Here is a 21,684-nt window from a genome sequence, read left to right on the forward strand (position 1 = left end):
GGGTGGGAGAGGAGAAACCAAAAGGCCGAAGTGATCCACCTACGAGGCCGAGTAATCATATGATGACTATCAGCGAAAAGCCCCAGAGGTGCTCTGCACAGTGAGGGCACTCTTCCGGTTGGCTGACCAGTGAGAGAGGACCACACCTCTCGCGCCGACGCCCTCTGCCCTGGAGCGGCGCGGTGCCCAGGGAACGGGGCGTCCGTGCACGTCGATCTGCAAACCCCTCAGCGGCCGCAACGGCGGCTGGAGTTGACATTCGACGCTTTCGACTCGCACCACCACACGCTCTGGCTGCGCTACGCCCACAGCCAGGTCGGCAGCAGGGCCGCCGCGGAGGAGGTGGTGGACGCCGCCTGTGCGCGGCTGCTGGAGCACTGGCAGCATGTACTTTCCCAGGCGTCGGTGTCCCGGTATGCCTGGGCGGTGCTGAAGGAGGAGGTGGCATGGTGGCTGGACGATCACGGGGAACGGCCCGCCCTGGTCGGCACGGCCGCGTTCCAGGCGGCGGTCCGCAAGCTCTTCCTGAACGAGACGCTCGATCAATTCACGGTGCTGCAAGGGGAGATGGGCCTGTACGGGGCGATCTCCCGGCTTCCCGAGCGGCAGTACGACGTCATCGTGCTGCGCTATGTCCTTCAGGTCCCGGACGAGGAGGTCGCAGAGTACATGGGCATCGAAGTCGCCACGGTCCGTTCTCATATACGGCACGCCAGACGGCGGTTGGCCAAGATACTCGACTTACGAGAGACCGAGACGGAAGAGTAGAAGCCCGTGCGCCGCACCAATGAGCCCCCTTCCGCCTCCGTCGAGGTGCTGCTGGAGAACGCGGAAGTTCTCGCCGACACCTACGACGACTACGACACGGAAGCGGCGCGCGGACGGATCGCCGCCCGCCGGGCCGCGGAGAGACCTTCGTGCACCGCGAGTACGGCCGCGAGCACGACTGCGGCCACGGGTACGGGTACGGGTACGAGCGTGGCGCCCCCGCGCCGCCCGTCCGCCCATGAGCAGGCCGCCCAGGATCTCAATCTCGCCGTGGCCCTGATCCTCAACGCCCCCGAGGCGGCGGCCAGTCTGACGCACCTGGTCGACCAAGACAGCATCGACCCGGAGGGCGCGGTCGTCTTCGCCGCCCTGCTGCATCTGACGGGGCATCAGGACGCGGCGCAGTTCTGGTGGCAGTTCGCGGCCGGCGGCGGCAACAGGACCGCGGCCTTCTGTCTCTTCCTCGCCCATCAGCAGCGCGCCGAGTTCAGGGACGCGGCCTACTGGCGCGGCCAGTCGCGCCGGCTGCCCCGGCCGGGCCGGGCGAAGACCCCGCCGACGCTCTCCTCGCTGCTGCCGGAGACGGTCAGGCACGATCTGCTGAGCCAGTGCCACCGGGGGCGTCATCCCACGCTGCCGGCGCCGCTGGAGGCGGTCATCAACCGGCTCCGGGTGGACAGCGCGGACGAGGACTTCGGGGAGGTCCCCCAGCCGGATGTCAGTCTGACCGCCGATCTGACCCGCGGGGCGGCCTTCCGCCCCCGTAACTGCACCCAGGGCCCTTAGCCTCCAGCCCCTAGGGCGTGTCTTCAAAGTAGCGTCGTCCGCCCGAAGGGCGGGGCCGACGGCGTCTGGTGCGTGCGATCGCAAGGCGGAGGGTCATCCTCGTACTGGACGTACTTGGATGATCCCGACAACGCGGCGAGCGTGCGTGCCAGGCGTCGCCGGTCAGACGGGACTTTGAAGACACGCCCTAGGGCCGCTCGTTTGGATCTGGCTGGGCTCGCGTGCCCTGGCACAGAGGCGAGTCGGCCGCGCGGGCGGCGGCGTCCTCCGGCGAATGGCCGCACGGTGCGATGCGGGGCCCTTGTGGGCGCGGCAGGTGCGGTGCCCGGCTCGTACGGTGGCTTGCATGATCGTTCGCACGGGCGGGAGCAGGCGCCCCGGATATCCGGCCGCCGCCGCGGTGTTCGCCATCGGTATGACCGGTACGACCCTGCCCACTCCGCTGTACGGGCTCTACCAGGAGGAACTCGGCTTCTCCGAGCTGACGGTCACAGTGGTGTTCGCGGTGTACGCCATCGGGGTGATCGCCGTCCTGCTGCTGGCGGGCAACTTCTCCGACGAGGCGGGGCGGCGTCCCGTACTGCTGATCGCCCTGGGGTTCTCCGCCGCCAGCGCCCTGTGCTTTCTCTTCGAGGGCGGTCTGCCGCTGCTGTTCACCGGGCGGCTGCTCTCGGGCTTCTCCGCCGGGCTGTTCAGCGGCACCGCCACCGCCACGGTGCTGGAGCTGGCCCCGCCCGGGCGGGAGGCGCGGGCGGGGCTCGCGGCCACCGCGGCGAACATGGGCGGTCTGGGCTGCGGGCCACTGCTGTCCGGTCTGCTGGCCCAGTACGCGCCCTGGCCGCTGCGGCTGCCGTTTCTGGTGCATCTGACGCTGGTGGGCGTGGCGAGCGTACTGACCTGGCTGCTGCCGGAGACCGTACGGCACCCGAAGCGATGGCCACGGCCGAGACCGCAGGGGCTGTCGGTGCCGCCGGAGGTACGCGGGGTGTTCGCGCCGTCGGCGCTGGCCGCGTTCGCGGGGTTCGCGCTGCTGGGGCTGTTCACCGCGGTAACACCGAGCTTTCTCTCCAGGACGCTGGGGGTCCACGACCTGGCCGTGTCGGGCGCGGTGGTCTTCTCGGTGTTCCTGGCGTCCACGGCCGGGCAGGCGCTGCTCGGACGGGTGGGGGTACGACGGGCGCTGCCGGGCGGCTGTCACATCCTGGTGATCGGGCTGCTGCTGGTGGGCGCGTCCCTCGCGGTGGAGTCGCTGCCGCTGCTCGTGGCGGGCGCGCTGTGCGGGGGTTTCGGCCAGGGGCTGGCGTTCCGTGCCGGGATGGCCGCGGTCGGCGGGGCCGCGCCGCCTGAGCACCGGGGCGGCACGATCTCGGCCTTCTTCGTCGTCGCGTACGCGGGGATCTCGCTGCCGGTGGTGGGGGTCGGGGCGCTGACGCTCTGGCTGGGGCTGCGAACGGCGGGGCTGGTGTTCACGGCCTGTGTGACGGTGCTGACGGCCGGCGTCGGGCTCCATCTCCAGCGGCGCAGGCCGGCAGCAGGACTCTGATCCTCCCGCCGGCGTGCGATCCATGACCTTGTGTGTTCTCAGATGCCGGGCAGGCTCGTCCCGCGATGGCCTGCCCGGCGGCCCGCGATCACATCCGCCACGGCCACCACCAGTGCCGCCAGCACGAACGCCACCGACACCACCAGCCCGTGGTCGTACGCCGTCGCCCAGCCCTCCGGCACCACCTGTGCGAAGAACACCGAGCCCACCGCCGCGATACCGATCGCGGAGCCCACGCGCTGGCCCGTCTGGAGGGTGCCGCCCGCGCTGCCCGCCATGGGCACCGGCACCTCGGCGAGGGTCAGTGTCTGGTTGGGCGTGATGACAAGGCCGCTGCCCAGACCGGCCAGGAGCAACGGCGCCGCCATCGCCCAGCCCACGGCGCGCCCCGGCACCAGATGGACGGCGAGCGCGGTGGCCGCGAGACCGATCGTCACCATGATCAGCCCGACCACCACCAGTGGCCGCCCGAAGCGGTTCACCAGCCGTCCGCCGATCCCGGCCGCCCCGCCGGAACCGACGGCGAACGGGGTGATGGCGAGCCCGGCCTCCAGCGCGCTGTAGTGGAGGCCGCTCTGCAGATAGAGCGTGGTGATGAAGAAGATCGTGGTGAACCCGCCGAAGTAGAGCAGGATCAGCAGACACCCCAGCCAGAACGAGCGGACATGGAACAGCGACATGTTCAGCACCGGCTGGGTGGCGCCGGAGCGACAGCGGGACTCCCATTTCACAAACGCCGCCAGTACCGCCGCCGCCACGGGCAGCAGCAGCCACTTCACATCGCTGTGCCACTCCTGCGACTGGACGAACGGCAGCAGCAGGGCCAGCACACCGGAGCCCAGGAGCAGCACTCCGACCGGGTCGAGATCGTGCACGCTGACACGGCCCGCCGAGGGGGTGTCGGGCAGCAGCCGCCGGGCGAGCAGGAGGCAGACGGCACCCAGCGGAAGATTGACGTAGAAGACCCACCGCCAGCCCTCGTCGGCTCCGGCCAACTGGATGATCAGGCCGCCCAGCAACGGCCCGACGGCCATCGAGACACCGACCACCGTGCCGAACAGGCCGAAGGCCCTGGCCCGTTCCCGGCCGGTGAACATCTGCTGGATCAGCGCGGAGATCTGCGGGGTGACGGTGCCTCCGGCGAAGCCCTGCACCAGCCGGGCGATCACCAGCCAGAGGCTGGACTGGGCCGCTCCGCAGGCCGCGGACGACAGGGTGAAGAGGGCGAGTCCCACCATGAACACCGGGCGCCGGCCGCGGGCGTCGCCGAGCCGCCCCGCCGGGATCAGGAACAGGCCGAAGGCGAGCGCGTACCCGGACAGCACCCACTGGATGTCGGAGACCGGGGCCCGCAGCCCCTCACGAATGGACGGCAGAGCGACATTGACGATGGAGACGTCCAGAAGGGTCATGAACCCCGCGACCAGACAGACCGCGAGTGCCTTCCAGCGGCGCGGGTCGGGCGCCTCGTCCGTGACGAGCGGACCGGACGGGCCGGACGGACCGGACGCGCCCGCCGCGGCTCCGCTCCCCCGCGTTTCGTCTCCGGCCATGGATCGGACCCTAGTTCGCCCGCTCCGATCCCTCATCCGGAGCGCGCCGACCGGTGGACTCGCCGGTGGTCAGCCGTACCGCGTTCGAGCGGGCGCCGTAGGTGAAGGCGCGGATCCGGTAGGAGGCCCGTTTCTCGGTGGGCAGAGTGATCAGTCCGGTGGAGACGGTGTCCGGATCGAGCACGACGACGGGCTCGTACGCGGAAGCGCCCGCGGTACGGGCCTCCAGCAGAAAGCCCGACTCGTCGGAGGCGCGGTCGGTCCAGGTGAAGAGGATGCCGTTCGCGTGCTTGATCTCGGCCTTGAGCCCGGAGGGCGCGGCGGCCGGGGAGCCGTCCTGTACGGAACGGCCGGCCGTGGGCCGTCCCGGGGCCTTGCGTGGAGGCAGCCACGCGTGGCCGGCCTCCTGGTCCTCCGGTGTCAGCTCGCCGGCCGGCAGCGAGACCTCGACGGGTGCGGACGCCGGGCCGTGGAAGGCGCGCAGCCGGTAGTGGAAGGTCGTGCGCGGGATCAGATCGGGGTGGTGGTACGTCGTCGTGCCCGGCGGGAGATACCGGAGGACGGTGTACGGGCCCGCCGCCTCGGTCGCGAATTCCAGCACATGGCCGGCCGCGCCGGACCGTCCGGACCGCCATTCGAGGTCGATGTCGGTGGGGGTGGTGAGGGCCCCGCGCAGAGTGGGGGCCGCCCCGCCCGAGGCCGCTCCACCCGAGGCCGCCCCGTCACGGGCTGCTCCGCCGGGGGCCTGGCCATCCGGCGCCTGTCCATCCGAGGCCTGGCCGCCCGGGGAGGCGGCGGGAACCCGGGCGGCGTGCCCGGCCGGCGGCGGCGCCGAGCAGGCCGCCGCCACTGGCACGAGCACAAGCAGCACCGCTGTTCGTATCGCGTGTCGCACGGACCGGGCTCCGCTACTTGCGCCAGAAGCGGACATCGCTCCAGACCACGGTGGCGGGGCCGCTGCCGCTGTCGGTGCGGTAGGCGCCGAACTTGTCGTAGAAGCTGCCGCCGGGGCTGGCATAGGTGTGCTGGAGCGATCCGTTGATGTACGTACGGTGCGAACTGCCCACCTGGTGGACCGTGTTGACGCGGACCGTCGCGCCGACCGTACCGGCGTTGGAGAGGGTGGTGCCGCCGTGGACGGCGTAGAGCCGCCCGCCGCGCTCGACAGCCAGCATGAAGTACGGGCCGGACGCCGACTCGTTGAAGGTCTGCTTGAGGCTGATCCGGCTGCCGCTCAGACTGCTGACCCGGAAGTAGCCCTCGAACTGCCGGGTGCCCCCGGTGTACGTGGCGTACCGGCGCTCGGCGCGCTGGTCGCCGCCGGCGGTGGAGCAGGTGAGCCGGAAGGTCAGGCCGTCGACCTGGCCGCAGCCGCGCTCCTGGACCGTGAAGGTGGGCGAGACCGACGTCCAGCCGCCGGGCTCCACCTCGGCGGAGGCCTGCGGGACGGCGGTCAGTAAGGCGGCGCCCGCGGCGGCGAGCACCGTGAGCGTCCGGAGACGAGCGGACATGTCCCACTTCCCTGTCATGAGGCCGGCCGGAGACCTGCTCCACACATGAGTCTTCCACGTATATGAACCACGGCTCCGACTGTGAATGATGACAGGGACGGTAGGACTGGACCAACGACCCGTCAAGGGCCCCGGTACACGGAACGCCGCAGCCGGCCTCTCGGAAGAGACCGGCTGCGGCGCCCGGGAAGTACGGGGGAATGCACGGATATTCACATATCCGAACCCGGATGGATCACTTGACGCTATGGATCACTTGACGTTGATGGCCGTCCAGGCCGCGCCGACCGCCTTGTACTCGGGGCTCGTCGTGCCGTACAGCGCGCCCGCCGCGCTGAGCGTCGCGGTGCGCGCCCTCGCGTAGTTGGTGGAGGACGTCATGTACGTGGTGAGCGCCTTGTACCAGATCTTGGTGGCCTTGTCCCGGCCGATGCCGGTCACCGTCGAGCCGTCGTACGTCGGGCTGTTGTAGCTCACGCCGTTGATGGTCTTGGCGCCGCTGCCCTCGGAGAGCAGGTAGTAGAAGTGGTTCGCCGGGCCCGAGGAGTAGTGGACGTCGAGGCCGCCGAGGGTGGACGACCAGTAGTCCTTGGACGCGCCGTCCTTGCTCGGCCGGTCCTGGTAACGCAGCGGCGTGCCATTGCCGTTGATGTTGATTTTCTCGCCGATGAGGTAGTCGCCCGGGTCGTTCGGGTTGGCGGCGTAGAACTCCACGGCGGTGGCGAAGATGTCGGAGGTGGCCTCGTTGAGGCCGCCGGACTCGCCGCTGTAGACCAGGCCGGCGGTGGCGGCGGTGACGCCGTGGCTCATCTCGTGGGCGGCCACATCGATCGAGGTGAGCGGGTGGGTGTTGCCCGAGCCGTCACCGTAGGTCATGCAGAAGCAGCTGTCCTGCCAGAAGGCGTTGACGTAGCTGTTGCCGTAGTGGGCGCGGGAGTACGAGCCGACGCCGTTGTTCTTGATGCCGTTGCGGCCGAGGACGTTCTTGTAGAAGTCCCAGGTCGTCGCGGCGCCGTAGTGGACGTCGACCGCGGCGCTCTGCCTGCCCCCGCCCCAGATGTCGTCGGCGTCGGTGAAGAGCGTGCCGGTGCCCGAGGTGCCCTGGTTCAGGTCGTAGGTCTTGTGACCGCCGCGGGCGGCGTCGGTCAGGTTGTACGTGGTGCCGCTCTTGGTGGTGCCGAGCGTGACGGAGCCGCTGTACGAGCCGGTGCCCGTGCCGGTCTGGACGGCCTCGTTCCGGGACAGCTCCTTGCCGGTGGCCGCGTCAGTGACGACATGCAGCTCGCTGGGGGTGCCGTCCGGCTGGACGCCCTTGACGACCGTCTCCCAGGCGAGGACGGGCGCGCCGGTCGCCGCCCAGATCACCTTGCGGGGCGCGGTGTCCGCGGCGGCCTTCGCGGTCTTCTCCGCCGAAGCGGCCTTCAGGGCACCGGACTTGGCGGCGGCCGGGGTGAGCGCGGCCTCGGTGGAGGCCACGGCTATCCGGGCCGTGTTGGCCTTGGTGACACTGCGCTCGCCCGTCGGCGCCTGATGGGTGATCAGGTCGCCGCCGAGGACCGGCAGTCCCGCGTAGGTCCGCTCGTACCGGGTGTGGACCGTGCCGTCGGCGTCCTCGATCACATCGCGGACGACCAGCTTCTCCTGGGCGCCGAGCCCGAGGGCCCTGGCTTCGCCCGCCGCGTCCGCCTGGGCGGCCTGGATGGCCTCGACGCGCTGGCCGGGGGTGAGCAGCAGTGCGGTGGCACCCCGCTCGCGCGAGGTGTCGGGCCGGGCACTGGCCGTACCCGACTGGATCCCGACGACCACCATGGCGGCGGAAGCGGCGAGGGCCACAAAACGGGCGGTGTTCCTGCGAGGAGTGGAAGCTACGAGTCTCACTCAGTCTCCAAGAGTGCCGGGCCGCCACAAGGGCGGTCCTGTGGGGGTGGTCATGTGCATGATCGATGCGCTGAGCCGTCCAGAGAGTGACACCGATCGGACTCGCAAGAACAGATCGAATACCAGGATTTGACCTTGAGTTGTCAATTCAGCACGCCATACGGACACCAATCGGGCGTAGTGGCGGGAGAGTTGGAAGCGGAGGGCCCCGGCGGGCGGCAGCCGGGACCCTCCGCGGTCGGTACGGCACGCGGCTCCTCAATCCGCGTGCCGCGAACCCGGGTCGGCGCTATTCGAAGAGATCGGAGTACGCGCCGAGGGCCAGCGCTATGTCCGCCTGTGCCCAGAACCGGTGATAGGTGAAGGTGGGCGCGGCCCCGCCCGCCAGATACGCCTCGACCTTCGACCAGGCCGGGTCGCTCTCGTAGAAGGACCGGATCGACTCGAAGGTGGAAGCCGAGTTGATCGTGTCGCCGTTGGGCATGGTTCCGGTCCAGCCGCTCGGGACGTAGACCGGGTCGTCGAACCGGCTGTAGTCGGCACGGGTTTCGGGGACCGCGATGCCCAGGGCGTCCTGGTGGTGGTCCCACATTCCGTCGAGCAGCGCCTTGGCCGTGTCCCTGGCCTCGGTGTCACCGGACCTCGCCGCGTAGTACGAGAGCGTCTTGGCGTACGCACCGGCCACACCGACGTCGTTGGTGTAGTCGGCGACGGTGACATGCAGACCGGAGTTGGCGCCGGGCGTGGTGGCGTTCCAGGTGTCGGGCTTGCCGGACCACTGGAGGGTGGACGGGATCCGGTACGTACCGTCGGGGTTGACGGTGGTCTCGGACAGCGCCCACGCGACCCACTTGTCCAGCACCGCCTTGGCGGCGCTGTCCCCGGTCTGGTGGTAGTACTCCGCGACACGCTCCATGGACCACGCCTGGAAGCCGAACCACTGGTTGGACGGCGGGTCGTGGTAGACGGGCGCCTCGTCGTAGTACATGCCGTAGAACGTCGGGGTGCCGGCCGGGGGCTGCGCGTACCGGCCCTGCCAGCTGTTGGTGGCACCGCCCGCGATGGCGCCCTCGGAGGACTGGAGCCAGCGGTAGAACTCGACCTGCCGCTTGAGGCTGGTGCTCCAGTCCTGCTGGCCGGTGGCCGACTTGGGCTTCAGGTCCGGGTACGAGCTGAGCGCCCACGCGGCCATCGGGTTCTGGTAGCCGCCGTGGGCGAAGCTGGAGCCGATGCGCCAGGCCCAGCCCGCCGAGGCGTCGGTGGCGCCGCCCCAGGCGTAGTACCAGGAGAGCAGATAGTGCGAGCTGTTCTTGCCGCTGCCGGCCGGGCACGCGGTCTCCCCCGCGCAGTTGCCCACGCGCTTGAAGTACTTGTCGTACATGGCGTAGCGGAGATAGTCGCCCATCTTCGCGGCCTTGGCGACATTGGCCGCGACCTCGCCGCCCTTGCCCTGCTCCTTGGCCCACTCCGAGGCCCAGTAGGCGGCCTGGACCGCGCGGGCGTCGGCGTCGGGCGCGTTGGTGAACTTCCACTGCTTGGCATAGGAGGCGTCACCGGTGAACAGGTCGAGATAGCCGTTCGGGCCGCCGTACTTGAAGGCGTCACAGGTCGGCTGGGGCACCGTCTCCCAGACGGACTCCTGCGGCCCGCGCTGGAAGGTGTTGATGTACGACGGACCCTGGTCGGCCGGTCCCGCCTCGCACTTGCCGGGCGCGTTGCCGTATCCGTAGACGTTGTCGACGTCCTGGATCCAGTGCATGCCGTAGATGTCGTCCGTGCCGTAGGCGCTCTTCAGCTCGCCCGCGATGGGGTCGCTCCCCACCGGGACACCGCCGTTGAGCTGCGAGGGGTACTGCGAGGGCAGGTCCCACTCGGGTGCGTAGGTGGCGGGCTTGGACGCGGTGTAGAAGCTGTTGGTGGGCTGGTCGGCGTGGGTGGGGATCATGTAGCGCTCCATGGTCTCCCAGGCGCCGTTGAACTTGCTCCAGTCGCCGGTGACCTTGCCGTACATGGCCTGGAGCCAGATCAGATAGCTGTACGCCTCCGAGGTCGTCTCGTGCCCGTGGTCGGGCGCCTCGACGATCAGGGTCTCCACCGAGTGGTACGGAATGCCCTCGGGCGAGAAGTAGCCGGCGGCCGGATCGGTGATCTTGCCGTACAGCTCCAGGAAGCGGGCTTCGTAGCCGGAGGTGGCCGCGAGCTGGGTGACGGTGACCTCGGCCTTGGCCTGACCGGTCGCGGTCGCGGTGAAGGTTGCGGATCCGGTGCCGGTGGCCGCGGCGGAGACTGTCACCTGCTGGGCGGTGTCCCAGTTGGCGGGGGTGAAGGTGAGGCTCGACCCTGCGGTGACGGTGAGGCCCGTATTGCCCGCGGTACGGGCCACCGTGACCCGTACGTCGGCCGTCGGCCGGGTGGAGAGCTTCACCCCGAAGGTGCCGGTCGCGCCCTGCCGTACCCCGAGCTGCGTGGGGCTCGCGACGAGCGAGGGGCCGGCGGCGACCCGTACCCCGACCGGGGTGGACTCGGCCGCGGCGCCGAGACCGTCATAGGCCTTGGCGTACAGCGAGAGATCACCGACGGGCACATTGGCGTAGTCGAAGGTGTACGGCGAGGTGGTGTCGGTGCCGAGCAGGGTGGTGTCGCTGTAGAACTCGACCTTGGTGATGCCCGCGCCGTCGGCGGCGGCCGCGGTGGCGGCCATCGGGATGGTGCCGCCCGCGGTGAAGAGCGCGCCGGGGGCCGGGCTGGTCAGCACGGCGATCGGCGGCTGGTGCGCGCCGGTGCAGGTCACACCGTTGACGGCGAAGACGGTGGGCGCCGTATTGGTGCCGCTGTAGCTGAAGTTGGCGCCCGCGGTGGCCGCCGCGCCGGGCGCGATCCGGCCGTTGTGACCGGCGTTGGTGACGGTGACGTTCCTGCCGGACTGGGCCCAGGTGCCGTTCCAGCCGTTGGAGAGCCGCTGGTTGCCGGTGTACGCGTAGGTGAGTGTCCAGCCGTCGATCGGGTCCGTACCGCGGTTGGTGATGGTGAGATCGGCGGTGAAGCCGGAACCCCAGTCATTGGTCTTGTAGTCGACACCGCACTGGACGGCGGCGGCGTGCGCGGGGGTGCTGTTGGCCGCGGTCAGCGCGAGCGGCAGGGACAGGGCCGCCACCAGCGCGGTCAGCAGCCGGCGGGTGCCACGCGCCCGGCGGCGTCTTCCGAGCGGGGGTGGCGCGCCTGGCGGTGAGCCTCGTAAGCCGAGCATGGGGTGGTCCTCCTCGCGGTCCGGTGCGGGTGTGGGGCGGCGGTGCGAACCAGTGGGAGCGCTCCCAAGCGTCGAGCGGTACCGCGAAGGTGTCAAGAGTTTGAACAAGACGCACGTCCGGGGGAGTCCATCGATAAAAGAAGTCAACCGCGCTGTTGACTCACGCCACTTCGGCGCTACCGTCAAACGCAACCAGTGGGAGCGCTTCCATCAGTCATACGTCGTGTCAGGCGGCGTATCGGACGGAGGAGTCGCTCCATGCGAGCACCACCGCGCCTCGGCGCGCTGCTCTGCGCCGTGGCCCTGGCCGTGGCGGGCACCACCCTTGTCCGGCCGGCGGCCGCGTCGGGAACCGCGGCCGCCTGCACCGTCGAGTACAGCGTCACCAGTCAGTGGGACACCGGCTTCCAGGGCGGTGTCACGCTGATCAATCACGGGGGCCCGGTCAGCGACTGGACTCTTGCCTTCGACTTCCCGGGGAACCAGAAAGTGACCCAGGGGTGGAACGGGAAGTGGTCGCAGTCCGGTACGACCGTGACCGTCGTGAACGAGAGCTGGAACGGCACGATCCCGGCCGGCGGCTCGGTCGGCGCGGGATTCATCGCGTCCTGGTCGGGGTCCAATCCCCCGCCCACCGCGTTCCGGCTCAACGGGATCCCGTGCGAAGGAGATCCGGGTCCCGGCGATCCCACCGATCCACCGCCGACCGATCCGCCCACCGATCCGCCGCCCGACCCCGGAGGCACGCCGCCGGAGCTGCGCGCCTCGGGCAACAGGCTGGTGGACGAGAACGGAACGGTCCGGCGCATGCTCGGTGTCAACCGCTCCGGCGGTGAGTTCATGTGTGTCCAGGGCCGGGGCATCTTCGACGGCCCGGTCGACGACGCCTCGGTGCGAGCCATCGCGGACTGGGAGGTCAACACCGTACGGATACCGCTGAACGAGGAGTGCTGGCTCGGGCTGCCGCACATCAACCCGGCCTATGCCGGGGCCAATTACATCCGGGCCGTCGAGCAGTATGTGGCCCGGCTGGAGGCGCACGGCATCACACCCGTCCTCGAACTGCACTGGTCCCACGGCAGATACACGGGCAACGACAACCACTGCCCGGACACCGAGTACGCCACCTGCCAGAAGCCGATGCCCGACGCCCAGTACACACCGGCGTTCTGGACCTCGGTCGCCCAGACCTTCAAGGACGACGGGGCGGTGGTCTTCGATCTGTTCAACGAGCCGTTCCCGGACCGCGCCACCAGTAACACCGACGCCGCGTGGACCTGCTGGCGCGACGGCGGCACCTGCCCCGGGATCGACTTCCCGGTGGCCGGGATGCAGTCGCTGCTCAACGCGGTACGGGCCACCGGCGCCCGGAATCTGGTGCTGATCCCCGGCGTCGCGTACGCCAACGATCTGCGCCAGTGGCTGAAATACCGGCCGGCCGACCCGCTGTCCAATGTCGCCGCCGCCTGGCACTCGTACAACTTCAATGTCTGCGCCAACGAGAACTGCTGGAACGAACAGCTCGCCCCGGTCGCGGCCCAAGTGCCGTTCGTGGCGGGCGAGATCGGCGAGAACACCTGCACACACGGCTATCTCGACCGGGTCATGGCCTGGCTCGACGGCCGTGGCGCCTCCTATCTGGGGTGGACCTGGAACACCTGGGACTGCTCCTCAGGACCCGCTCTGATCAGCGATTACAACGGCACGCCGACCAATTTCGGCGTGGGACTCCGTGACCATCTGAAGGGACTCTCATGAGCCGCACCACCGCTCCACCGCACCGCGCCCGTACGGCGCTGGTCGCCGCGAGCGCCCTGCTGGCCGCCGCGGCGGGCACCGCGACTGTGCTGGAAGGGCCCGCCTCCGCGGCGGCGGCCGGCTGCACCGTCGCGTACACCGTCCAGACCTCCTGGGACAGTGGCTTCACCGCCAATGTCAGTGTGACCAACACCGGTGACCCGATCAGCTCCTGGAAGCTGGAGTGGAACTTCGCCGGCAACCAGAAGGTGACCCAGGGCTGGAACTCGACCATCACCCAGACAGGCGCGGCGGTCTCCGCCTCCAACGCCGCCTGGAACGGCGCGCTGGCCACCGGCGCCTCGGCGTCCTTCGGCTTCAACGCCTCGGCGACCGGCACCAATGCCGTACCGGCATCCTTCAAGCTCAACGGTGTCACCTGCAACACACCGGGCGGTGGCGATCCCACGACACCGCCGCCGACCGATCCGCCCACGGACCCGCCGACCGATCCGCCGCCGACCGGCTCCAAGGTCGACAACCCGTACGCCGGCGCCGGGGTGTATGTGAACCCGGAGTGGTCCGCCAAGGCGGCGGCCGAGCCGGGCGGCAGCAGGATCTCCAACCAGCCCACCGGTGTCTGGCTGGACCGGATCGCGGCCATCGAGGGCGTGGGCAACGGCATGGGCCTGCGCGACCACCTCGACGAGGCGCTCCGTCAGGCCGCGGGCAATCCGCTCGTGGTCCAGCTCGTGATCTACAACCTGCCGGGCCGTGACTGTTCCGCGCTCGCCTCCAACGGTGAACTCGGCCCGACGGAGATCGACCGCTACAAGACCCAGTACATCGACCCGATCGCCGCGATCCTCGGGGACACCAAGTACGCGAGCCTGCGGATCGTGACGACCGTCGAGATCGACTCGCTGCCCAACCTGGTCACCAATGTCACACCTCGGCCGACCGCCACTCCGCAGTGCGATGTGATGAAGGCGAACGGCAACTATGTCAAGGGAGTCGGCTACGCCCTGAACCACCTGGGCGCCGTCTCCAACGTCTACAACTACGTCGACGCGGGCCACCACGGCTGGCTCGGCTGGGACGACAACTTCGGCGCCACGGCGCAGATGTTCAAGCAGGCCGCGACCGCCGAGGGCAGCACCGTCGACAAGGTGCACGGCTTCATCGTGAACACCGCCAACTACGGTGCGACGAAGGAGAACCACTTCACCATCAACGACAATGTCGCGGGCCGGTCGGTCCGTGAGTCGAAGTGGGTGGACTGGAACCGCTATGTCGACGAGCAGTCGTTCGCGCAGGCCTTCCGTCAGGAAGCCGTCCGTGTCGGCTTCCCGTCGGGCGTCGGCATGCTGATCGACACCTCGCGCAACGGCTGGGGCGGTACGGCCAGGCCTTCCGGGCCCGGCGCGCAGACCAGTGTGGACACCTATGTGGACGGCGGGCGGTACGACCGCAGGATCCATCTGGGCAACTGGTGCAACCAGTCCGGTGCCGGTCTCGGTGAGCGGCCGAAGGCGGCGCCCGCCGCCGGGATCGACGCGTACGTCTGGATGAAGCCCCCGGGCGAGTCGGACGGCGCGAGCAGGGAGATCCCGAACGACCAGGGCAAGGGCTTCGACCGGATGTGCGACCCGACGTACACCGGCAACCCGCGGAACAACAACAACATGTCGGGCGCGCTGGCCAACGCGCCGCTCTCCGGCGACTGGTTCTCCGCGCAGTTCCAGGAGCTGATGAGGAACGCGTACCCGGCGCTGTAGTGCTGCTCCCGGTGCTCCTGTAGTCGCCGCGGCGGTACGAGCACCGGCACCACCGGTACAGGGGACCGGCGGACCCGGGTGGGTCCGCCGGTCCTTCCCCCATGCGGAGTCCACACCGGGGATGTGACATCGGCGACTGTCTCCCCCTTCCACGGCCGTGACACGGTGAGCGGGTCATCGGCCGAGGGGGAGGCGCTCGTGAACAAGGGGTACGCGGCATTCTGCGATGCCGACCGGCATTTCTACGACGCACCGCACCGGCTGTCGTCCACCGAGGGCACCGGAGCTGTCGCCGGTGGCACCGGGCGCGGGGCGCTGTACGAGGCCGCCCGGCAGCCGGCCCCGGCGGGCTGGCAGCGGCACCGCGCCGGCGACTGGCTGGCCTGGCGCCCGGCCGACTGCCAACTGCCCGCCCAGGGCTGGAAGATCCATGTCTCGGCGTGTCTGGACAACGCCGAATCCGTCCTGGACCGGGTCATGGGCTACTGCGTGCCGCGCGGCATCCCTTTCAAGTTCGTACCGAGCCGCCATCTGCTGCACACCCGCAACGCCAAATACGCCGACCGCGCCGCCAGTGGGAAGTTCATCACGGTGTATCCGGCCGACGACCAGCGGTGCGGTGTGATCGCGGCGGAGCTGGACGCCTTGCTGGCGGGCGAGCCGGGACCGTACATCCTGAGCGATCTGCGCTGGGGCCGGGGCCCGGTCCATCTCCGCTACGGCGGCTTCACCCGGCGGGACTGCTACGACGCCACGGGTGAACTCCGCCCGGCCGTCGAGGACTTGGACGGACGGCTGGTCCCGGACCTGCGGGAACCAGTGTTCCGGATACCCGAGTGGGTCACTCCGCCCGCCTTTCTCCGGCCGCATCTCGCGGCACGCGACGCCATGACCGTCGCCGACCTGCCGTACACCATCGAGCGGGCCCTGCACTTCTCCAACGGCGGCGGAGTCTATGCCGGGCGTGACAACATGACCGGTGAGCGGGTCGTGCTGAAGGAGGCACGGCCGTACGCCGGCCTGGCCGCCGACGGCGCGGACGCGGTGACCCGGCTGAAGCGCGAACAGACGGCGCTGGAAAGGCTTTCGGGGCTGGCCTGCACTCCCGAGGTCCTCGACAGTTTCACTCTGGGCGACCATCACTTCCTGGTGCTCCAGTACATCGAGGGAAGCCCGCTCAACACCTTCTTCGCCCGCCGCCACCCGCTGATCGAGGCCGCTCCCGACGCCGGGCAGCTCGCCTCGTACACCGCGTGGGCGCTCCGGATCCACCGGCTGGTGGAGGAGGCCGTCGAGGCGGTGCACGCGCGCGGGGTGGTCTTCAACGATCTGCATCTGTTCAACATCATGGTCTCCGAGGACGAGTCGTCCGTGGTACTGCTCGACTTCGAGGCCGCCGCGGTGGCCGATGACAACGCCCGCCAGGTCGTGGCCCATCCGGGGTTCGTGGCCCCGGCGGGCCGGCGTGGCTTCGATGTGGACCGCTATGCGCTGGCCTGTCTGCGGCTGGCCCTGTTCATTCCGCTGACCAGTCTCTTCGCGGTCGACCGGGCCAAGGCCACGCATCTCGCCGAGGTGGTGGCGGCGCGGTTCCCGGTGGAGCGGGCGTTTCTCGACGAGGCCGTGGCGGAGATACTGCGGGAGCCGTCGGGCGCTCGCCCGGAGCCGTCCGCTCTTCCGGGGGCGTCGGGTGACGGGCAGGCCACAAAAACGTATCTGCCGGCCGAACCGGCCGACTGGCCCAGGAGCCGCGACTCGATGGTGAACGCCATCCTCGCCTCGGCGTCGCCGGAGCGCGAGGACCGCTTCTTCCCCGGTGACATCGCCCAGTTCGTAACGGCGAGCGGCGGTGCCTCGTTCGGCTACGGCACAGCGGGGGTGCTGTACGCGCTGGCGGAGAGCGGCGCGGGACGGTGCGTTCCGGCGGAGGAGTGGCTGCTGCTGCGGACGAAGGAGCCCGACTCGGGCACTCCGCTCGGTTTCTACGACGGTCTGGCCGGTCTCGCCTGGACGCTGAACCGGCTCGGTCATGAGCAACGCGCCCTGGAATTGACCGATCTGACGTTGAGTCAGTCATGGGAGTCCCTGCCGCCCGATCTCCATGGCGGGGCCGCGGGACTGGGTCTCGCGCTGGACGAGCTGGGGGCGGTGTCCGGAGAGCCGGCGCTGCACGACGCGGCTCTCCGCTGCGCCGAGCTGGCCGCCGCCGCGTTGCCGGGCGGTCCGGGGCTGTCTCGTGCGGGACTGCTGCACGGCGGCGCGGGCATCGCGCTGCTCTTCATCCGTCTCTACGAACGCACCCACGACACCGCGCTGCTGGATCTCGCCGCCGACGCGCTCCGGCGCGATCTGGCCCGCTGCAAGCAGACCGCCGACGGCACGCTCCAGGTCGACGAGGGCTGGCGCACCATGCCCTATCTGGGCGCGGGCAGCGTGGGTATCGGCATGGTCCTCGACGACTATCTCGCACACCGCGCCGACGACGCCTTCGAGCGGGCGCGCGGTGAGATCGTACGGGCGGCGCAAGCCACCTTCTACGCGCAGCCCGGACTCTTCCGGGGCGCGGCCGGGATGGTGCTGTATCTGAGCCGTACGACCGCGCCGGGCCCGGGCACCGGACCGGCCGATGTACGCCGCCAGACGGACGCCCTCTCCTGGCACGCCATGGCCTACCGCGGCCAACTGGCCTTTCCCGGCGAGCAGATGATGCGGCTGTCGATGGATCTCGCGACCGGCACCGCGGGTTGTCTGCTGGCACTGGCCGCCGCGTCGGGCGACCGCCCGGCACGGCTGCCCTTCCTTCCGCCGCTCCGGCGGCCCTAGAGCCGGCTCCCGTCGGGAGCCGAGACAGAGCACACCGTCCCCATGAATGAGAGGAACTGTCATGAACCTTCTCGACCTGCAGTCGCTGGAGATCCCGAAGGAAGAGGCCGCCGGCGATGTGGCCACGGGCAGCCGCGCGAGCCTGCTGCTCTGCGGTGACAGCAGCCTGAGCGTCGTCACCTGTAACTGATGTAGCTGATGTCCGGGTCCCGGGCGCTCCGCCGCCCGGGACCTGTCAGGTGGCGACCCCGGCCGCCTGAAGGCTCCGGACCGGAGGAGGATCCCGCCCCGATGGATGTCCCGCGCAGGAAACCTCCTCCGCTCCGGGAGAGCCACCCGTTCGAAGGGGGCCGCGACCGTGGCGCACCGCTCATGGCGGCACGGTCCGGCCCCCGGCCGCTGCGCGACGCGGCCCGGCACAGCGCGGGCCGTACCGTCGCCGTGTTCCTCTGCTCGGCCGCTTCGGCCGCCGCGTCGCTCGCCGTGCCCGCGGCCGTCGGCCGGACCCTGGACCTGCTGCTGGACCAGGAGAGTGGCCGAGTGGCTCACTGGCTCATCCTCTGTACCACCGCCATCGCCGCCGAGGTCCTCCTCGACGCCCTGGTGGCTCTGCTGAGCGGTACGGCCGGTGCCCGCTGCACCGCGCTGCTGCGGGTCAGGGGCCTGGAGCGGCTGCTCGCGGCCCCGCCCGGGGACGCGGCCCGCCTCTCCCCCGGTGACATCGCGGCCCGTCTCTCGGCGAACGCGACGGAGGCCGCTACGGCGCCCGTGACCGCCGCGGCCCTCGCGGCGTCGCTGCTCGCCCCGGCCGGGGGAATCGTCGCGCTCTTCCTGATCGACCTCTGGACGGCCGTCGTCTTCCTCGCCGGTCTGCCGGTCCTGTTCCTGGTGCTGCGCGCCTTCACCCGTGGCTCCTCCGACAGTGTCGCGCGCTACCAGCGGGTGCAGGCGTCCATCGCGTCCCGGCTCGTCGAGGCGCTGGCCGGGGCACGGACGATCGCCGCCGCCGGTACGACGGAGCGCGAGCAAGCCCGTATCCTCGCTCCGCTGCCCGAACTCGCCGTCCAGGGACGGCGGATGTGGAGTGTGCACGGGCAGGCCGTGGCCCGCGCCGGTGTTCTCATGCCTCTGCTGACCACGGGTGTGCTGGCGGCCGGGGGTGTACGGCTGGCCGCCGGTGCCATCAGTGTCGGTGACCTGCTGGCCGCTTCCCGGTACGCGGCGCTGGCCGCCGGGGTGGGCGCCACCGCCGGGTTCCTCGGCTCGCTGGTACGGAGCCGGGCGGCGGCGCGCAGAGTGGCCGGGCTGCTGGCCCTGCCTCGCCTCGCCCACGGCGCCGCGTCCTTGCCGCCGGGCGGGCCGGGCAGGCTCGAACTGCGCGGGGTCCGGGTCGTTCGCGACGGCCGCGTCCTGCTCTCCGGTGTGGATCTGACGATTCCCGGGGGCGTTACGGCGGCGGTGGTGGGGCGTTCGGGAGCGGGCAAGTCCACCCTCGCCGCTGTCGCCGGGCGGCTCACCGATCCGGACGAGGGCTCCGTACTGCTGGACGGGGTGCCTCTGCCCGCCCTCGCGCAGCGGGAGTTGCGCCGCGAGACCGGTTACGCCTTCGAACGGCCGGTCCTGTGGGGCGACACCCTCGGTGAGGCCCTGGCGTGCGGCGCCGAACGGGCCTCGCCGGAGCAGGTACGGGCGGCCGCGCGCGCGGCGAGCGCCGACGCGTTCGTACGGCTGCTCCCGCACGGGTACGACACGCCGCCCGGCGAGGCGCCGCTGTCCGGGGGCGAACTCCAACGGCTCGGTCTGGCAAGGGCGTTCGCGCACGCCGGGCGGCTGCTGATCCTCGACGACGCCACCTCCAGCCTGGACACGGCCACCGAACGCCAGGTGGAGCGGGCCCTCGACCACGATGTCCGGGCAGGCACCCGGCTGATCGTCGCGCATCGGCTCTCCTCGGCGGTCCGGGCCGATCTGGTGATCTGGCTGGAGGAAGGACGGGTACGAGCGGTGGGACCGCATGACGAGCTGTGGCAACTCCTGGCCTACCGCGAGGTGTTCACCCCGCCCGAGCCGGTGACGAACGGTGATCCGGCGCCGCCGGCCGGCTTCGTACCGTACGGAACCGGGCGTCCGGCGGACGCCACCGTGGAACGGCCCGGCCGGTGACGGCGTCGGGGACGACCGGCCGGGCTCCTGGCGAGGCCCGGGGGACGCTGAGCGGCCTCCTCCCCCGAGCGCGCCGTTTTCTGCTGCGCAGAAAGGGAGTTCTGCTCAGGCTGGCCGGCTGGTCGCTGCTGGAGTCCGCGCAGACCTTTCTCGGCGGCTACTGTCTGGCGCGGGCCCTGGACCGCGGCTTTCTCGCGGGGCGAACGGGTTCCGGCCTGGCATGGCTGGGCGTGGCGGCGGTGGCGATCCTGGCCGGCGGTCCGCTCGTCCGCGGTGTGTTCGCCCAACTGTCCTCGCTCGTCGAACCGTTGAGGGACGCGCTGGTCCGCCGGGCCGTCACACAGTCCTTGCGCCGGGCGGTCGCGGAACCGGCGCGCGCGGACGGCGGAGCGGTCTCCCGGCTCACCCACCAGACCGAGATCGTGCGGGACAGTTTCGCCGGGCTCGTCCTGACCGTACGGTCCTTTGTGTTCACGCTCGTGGGCGCGCTGGCCGGGCTGCTGGCGCTCACGCCGCTGTTCCTGCTGGTGGTCGTACCGCCGCTGGCACTGGGGCTGCTGCTCTTCCTCGCCACGCTGCGGCCGATGGCCGCGGCCCAGCGTACGTTCCTGGATGCCGACGAGGCGTTCGCCGACCGCGTCGGCGCGATCGGCGGCGGACTGCGCGACATCGCGGCCTGCGGCACGGGGGCGGAGGTCGGGATCCGTACGGAGCGGCTCATCGACGCGGGGGCGCGCGCGGCGCATGCGCTGGCGCGCTGGGCGGCCGTGCGTACCCTGGCACTCGGCGTGGCGGGGCAGCTACCGGTGATCCTGCTGCTGGCCTGCACTCCCTGGCTGCTGCGGCAAGGGGTGACGGCGGGGGCGCTGATGGGGGCGCTCGCCTATCTCGTACAAGCGCTGCTGCCCGCCCTGCATACGCTGATGACCGCGCTGGGGGCGGCGGGCACCCGGCTGCTGGTGGTGCTGGAACGGTTCGAGGACCGGACGGCGGAGCCGGCAGCACCCGCCGCTCCCCCGGTGGCGGGCGGCACCGGGACGGTCCGGCTCAGGCGGACCGGCCGGTCCGGGGCGCAGACCGCGTCGGCGCCCGCGGTGGAGGTCCGGTCGGTGACGCTGGCGTACGGTCCCGGAGCACCGCCCGTACTGGACCGGCTCGGTCTGACCGTGGAGCGGGGCGAGCACATCGCGGTGGTCGGGCCGAGCGGTATCGGCAAATCGACTCTGGCGGGCGTCGTGTCCGGGCTGCTGGCTCCGGGCCGGGGCACCGTACTGCTGGAGGGAGAGCCTGTAGCGGAGCTGCGTGCCGAGGAACTGGCGGAGCGCCGCGTACTGATACCGCAGCAGGCGTACGTATTCACCGGCACCGTCCGCGACAATCTGCTGCATCTGCGGCCCGAGGCCTCGTCCGCCGAGCTGAGCCATGCCGTCGACGCACTGGGGGCCGGCGGTCTGATCGGCCGGCTGGGCGGGCTGGACGCGGTGATCGAGCCCGCGAACCTCTCACAGGGCGAGCGCCAGTGGCTCTGCCTGTGCCGCGCCTATCTGTCCGCCGCGCCGCTGATGATTCTGGACGAGGCCACCTGTCATCTCGATCCGGTCGCGGAGGAGCAGGCGGAACGCGCTCTGGCCGCCCGTCCCGGCACTCTGATCGTGGTCGCGCACCGGCTGTCGTCCGCGCGCCGGGCGGACCGCGTCCTCGTCCTGGACGGCACCAGGCCGGCCTTCGGAACACATGAGGAGTTGCTGGCCGGGTCGGCGCTCTACCGCGATCTGATGGGCCACTGGGGCAGTGGCTGAGCCAGTGAGCGGCTGACCGGCCAAGTGGCCGAGTGGCCGAGTGTCTGACCCGCTGACTGGCTGACCCGGCGACTGGCTGACCGGCCGATCCACCGGGC

14 protein-coding genes are annotated in these 21,684 nt (G+C 70.8%); 9 read left to right on the plus strand and 5 right to left on the minus strand.

From position 1 onward, the window contains the following. Nucleotides 1-204: 204 nt before the first annotated feature. The 3 genes from WH07_RS10225 (at nucleotide 205) to WH07_RS10235 (ending at nucleotide 3,097) form a co-directional block, all read left to right on the plus strand. Nucleotides 205-768 carry an RNA polymerase sigma factor gene (locus tag WH07_RS10225; protein ID WP_046498321.1) on the plus strand — a complete coding sequence of 188 codons (564 nt, stop codon included), beginning with the start codon at nucleotides 205-207 and terminating at the stop codon, nucleotides 766-768. Between the two features lie 6 nt (nucleotides 769-774). Then, complete coding sequence (locus tag WH07_RS10230) at nucleotides 775-1,554, plus strand: hypothetical protein (RefSeq protein WP_046498324.1); 780 nt, start codon at nucleotides 775-777, stop codon at nucleotides 1,552-1,554. 346 nt (nucleotides 1,555-1,900) lie between these two features. After that, on the plus strand, nucleotides 1,901-3,097 hold the full coding sequence (locus WH07_RS10235; RefSeq protein ID WP_046498326.1) for an MFS transporter: 1,197 nt from the start codon (nucleotides 1,901-1,903) through the stop codon (nucleotides 3,095-3,097). Between the two features lie 38 nt (nucleotides 3,098-3,135). On the opposite strand, the gene WH07_RS10240 is transcribed toward WH07_RS10235, so the two are convergent. The 5 genes from WH07_RS10240 to WH07_RS10260 form a co-directional block, all read right to left on the minus strand. Further along, nucleotides 3,136-4,650, minus strand: a complete 1,515-nt coding sequence (locus WH07_RS10240) for an MFS transporter (protein ID WP_046498329.1) — start codon at nucleotides 4,648-4,650, stop codon at nucleotides 3,136-3,138. 10 nt (nucleotides 4,651-4,660) lie between these two features. Then, a complete protein-coding gene (locus WH07_RS10245; protein WP_232788802.1) occupies nucleotides 4,661-5,521 on the minus strand; it encodes a fibronectin type III domain-containing protein in 861 nt (286 codons plus the stop codon). Between the two features lie 37 nt (nucleotides 5,522-5,558). Continuing rightward, entirely contained in the window at nucleotides 5,559-6,161 is a 603-nt protein-coding gene (locus tag WH07_RS10250) for a hypothetical protein (RefSeq protein ID WP_079023115.1), read from the minus strand. Nucleotides 6,162-6,413: 252 nt separating this feature from the next. Beyond that, entirely contained in the window at nucleotides 6,414-8,039 is a 1,626-nt protein-coding gene (locus WH07_RS10255) for a M4 family metallopeptidase (protein WP_046498331.1), read from the minus strand. Between the two features lie 289 nt (nucleotides 8,040-8,328). Then, nucleotides 8,329-11,286 carry a glycoside hydrolase family 48 protein gene (locus WH07_RS10260; RefSeq protein WP_046498334.1) on the minus strand — a complete coding sequence of 986 codons (2,958 nt, stop codon included), beginning with the start codon at nucleotides 11,284-11,286 and terminating at the stop codon, nucleotides 8,329-8,331. Nucleotides 11,287-11,544: 258 nt separating this feature from the next. Between WH07_RS10260 and WH07_RS10265 the strand changes: the two genes are divergently transcribed. From WH07_RS10265 to WH07_RS10290, 6 genes are all read left to right on the plus strand, one after another. Beyond that, the gene (locus WH07_RS10265; protein ID WP_079023116.1) at nucleotides 11,545-13,044 is read left to right on the plus strand and encodes a cellulose binding domain-containing protein; all 1,500 of its coding nucleotides are present in this window, start codon (nucleotides 11,545-11,547) and stop codon (nucleotides 13,042-13,044) included. Continuing rightward, nucleotides 13,041-14,801, plus strand: coding sequence for a glycoside hydrolase family 6 protein (locus WH07_RS10270; protein WP_046498336.1), 1,761 nt, complete (start codon nucleotides 13,041-13,043; stop codon nucleotides 14,799-14,801). Before WH07_RS10265 ends, WH07_RS10270 begins: the two co-directional genes overlap by 4 nt. Nucleotides 14,802-14,999: 198 nt before the next feature. After that, nucleotides 15,000-17,624: a class III lanthionine synthetase LanKC gene (lanKC, locus tag WH07_RS10275; RefSeq protein WP_046498339.1), complete on the plus strand. Its 2,625-nt coding sequence runs from the start codon at nucleotides 15,000-15,002 to the stop codon at nucleotides 17,622-17,624. Between the two features lie 61 nt (nucleotides 17,625-17,685). Beyond that, a complete protein-coding gene (locus WH07_RS10280) occupies nucleotides 17,686-17,814 on the plus strand; it encodes a SapB/AmfS family lanthipeptide (RefSeq protein WP_046498341.1) in 129 nt (42 codons plus the stop codon). A gap of 182 nt (nucleotides 17,815-17,996) precedes the next feature. Then, a complete protein-coding gene (locus WH07_RS10285; RefSeq protein WP_046498364.1) occupies nucleotides 17,997-19,787 on the plus strand; it encodes an ABC transporter ATP-binding protein in 1,791 nt (596 codons plus the stop codon). Continuing rightward, complete coding sequence (locus WH07_RS10290) at nucleotides 19,784-21,586, plus strand: ATP-binding cassette domain-containing protein (RefSeq protein ID WP_079023117.1); 1,803 nt, start codon at nucleotides 19,784-19,786, stop codon at nucleotides 21,584-21,586. The genes WH07_RS10285 and WH07_RS10290 overlap by 4 nt, the downstream gene beginning before the upstream one ends. Nucleotides 21,587-21,684: the final 98 nt, after the last annotated feature.

The sequence above is a fragment of the Streptomyces odonnellii genome, assembly GCF_000981895.1.
Classification (GTDB): domain Bacteria; phylum Actinomycetota; class Actinomycetes; order Streptomycetales; family Streptomycetaceae; genus Streptomyces; species Streptomyces odonnellii.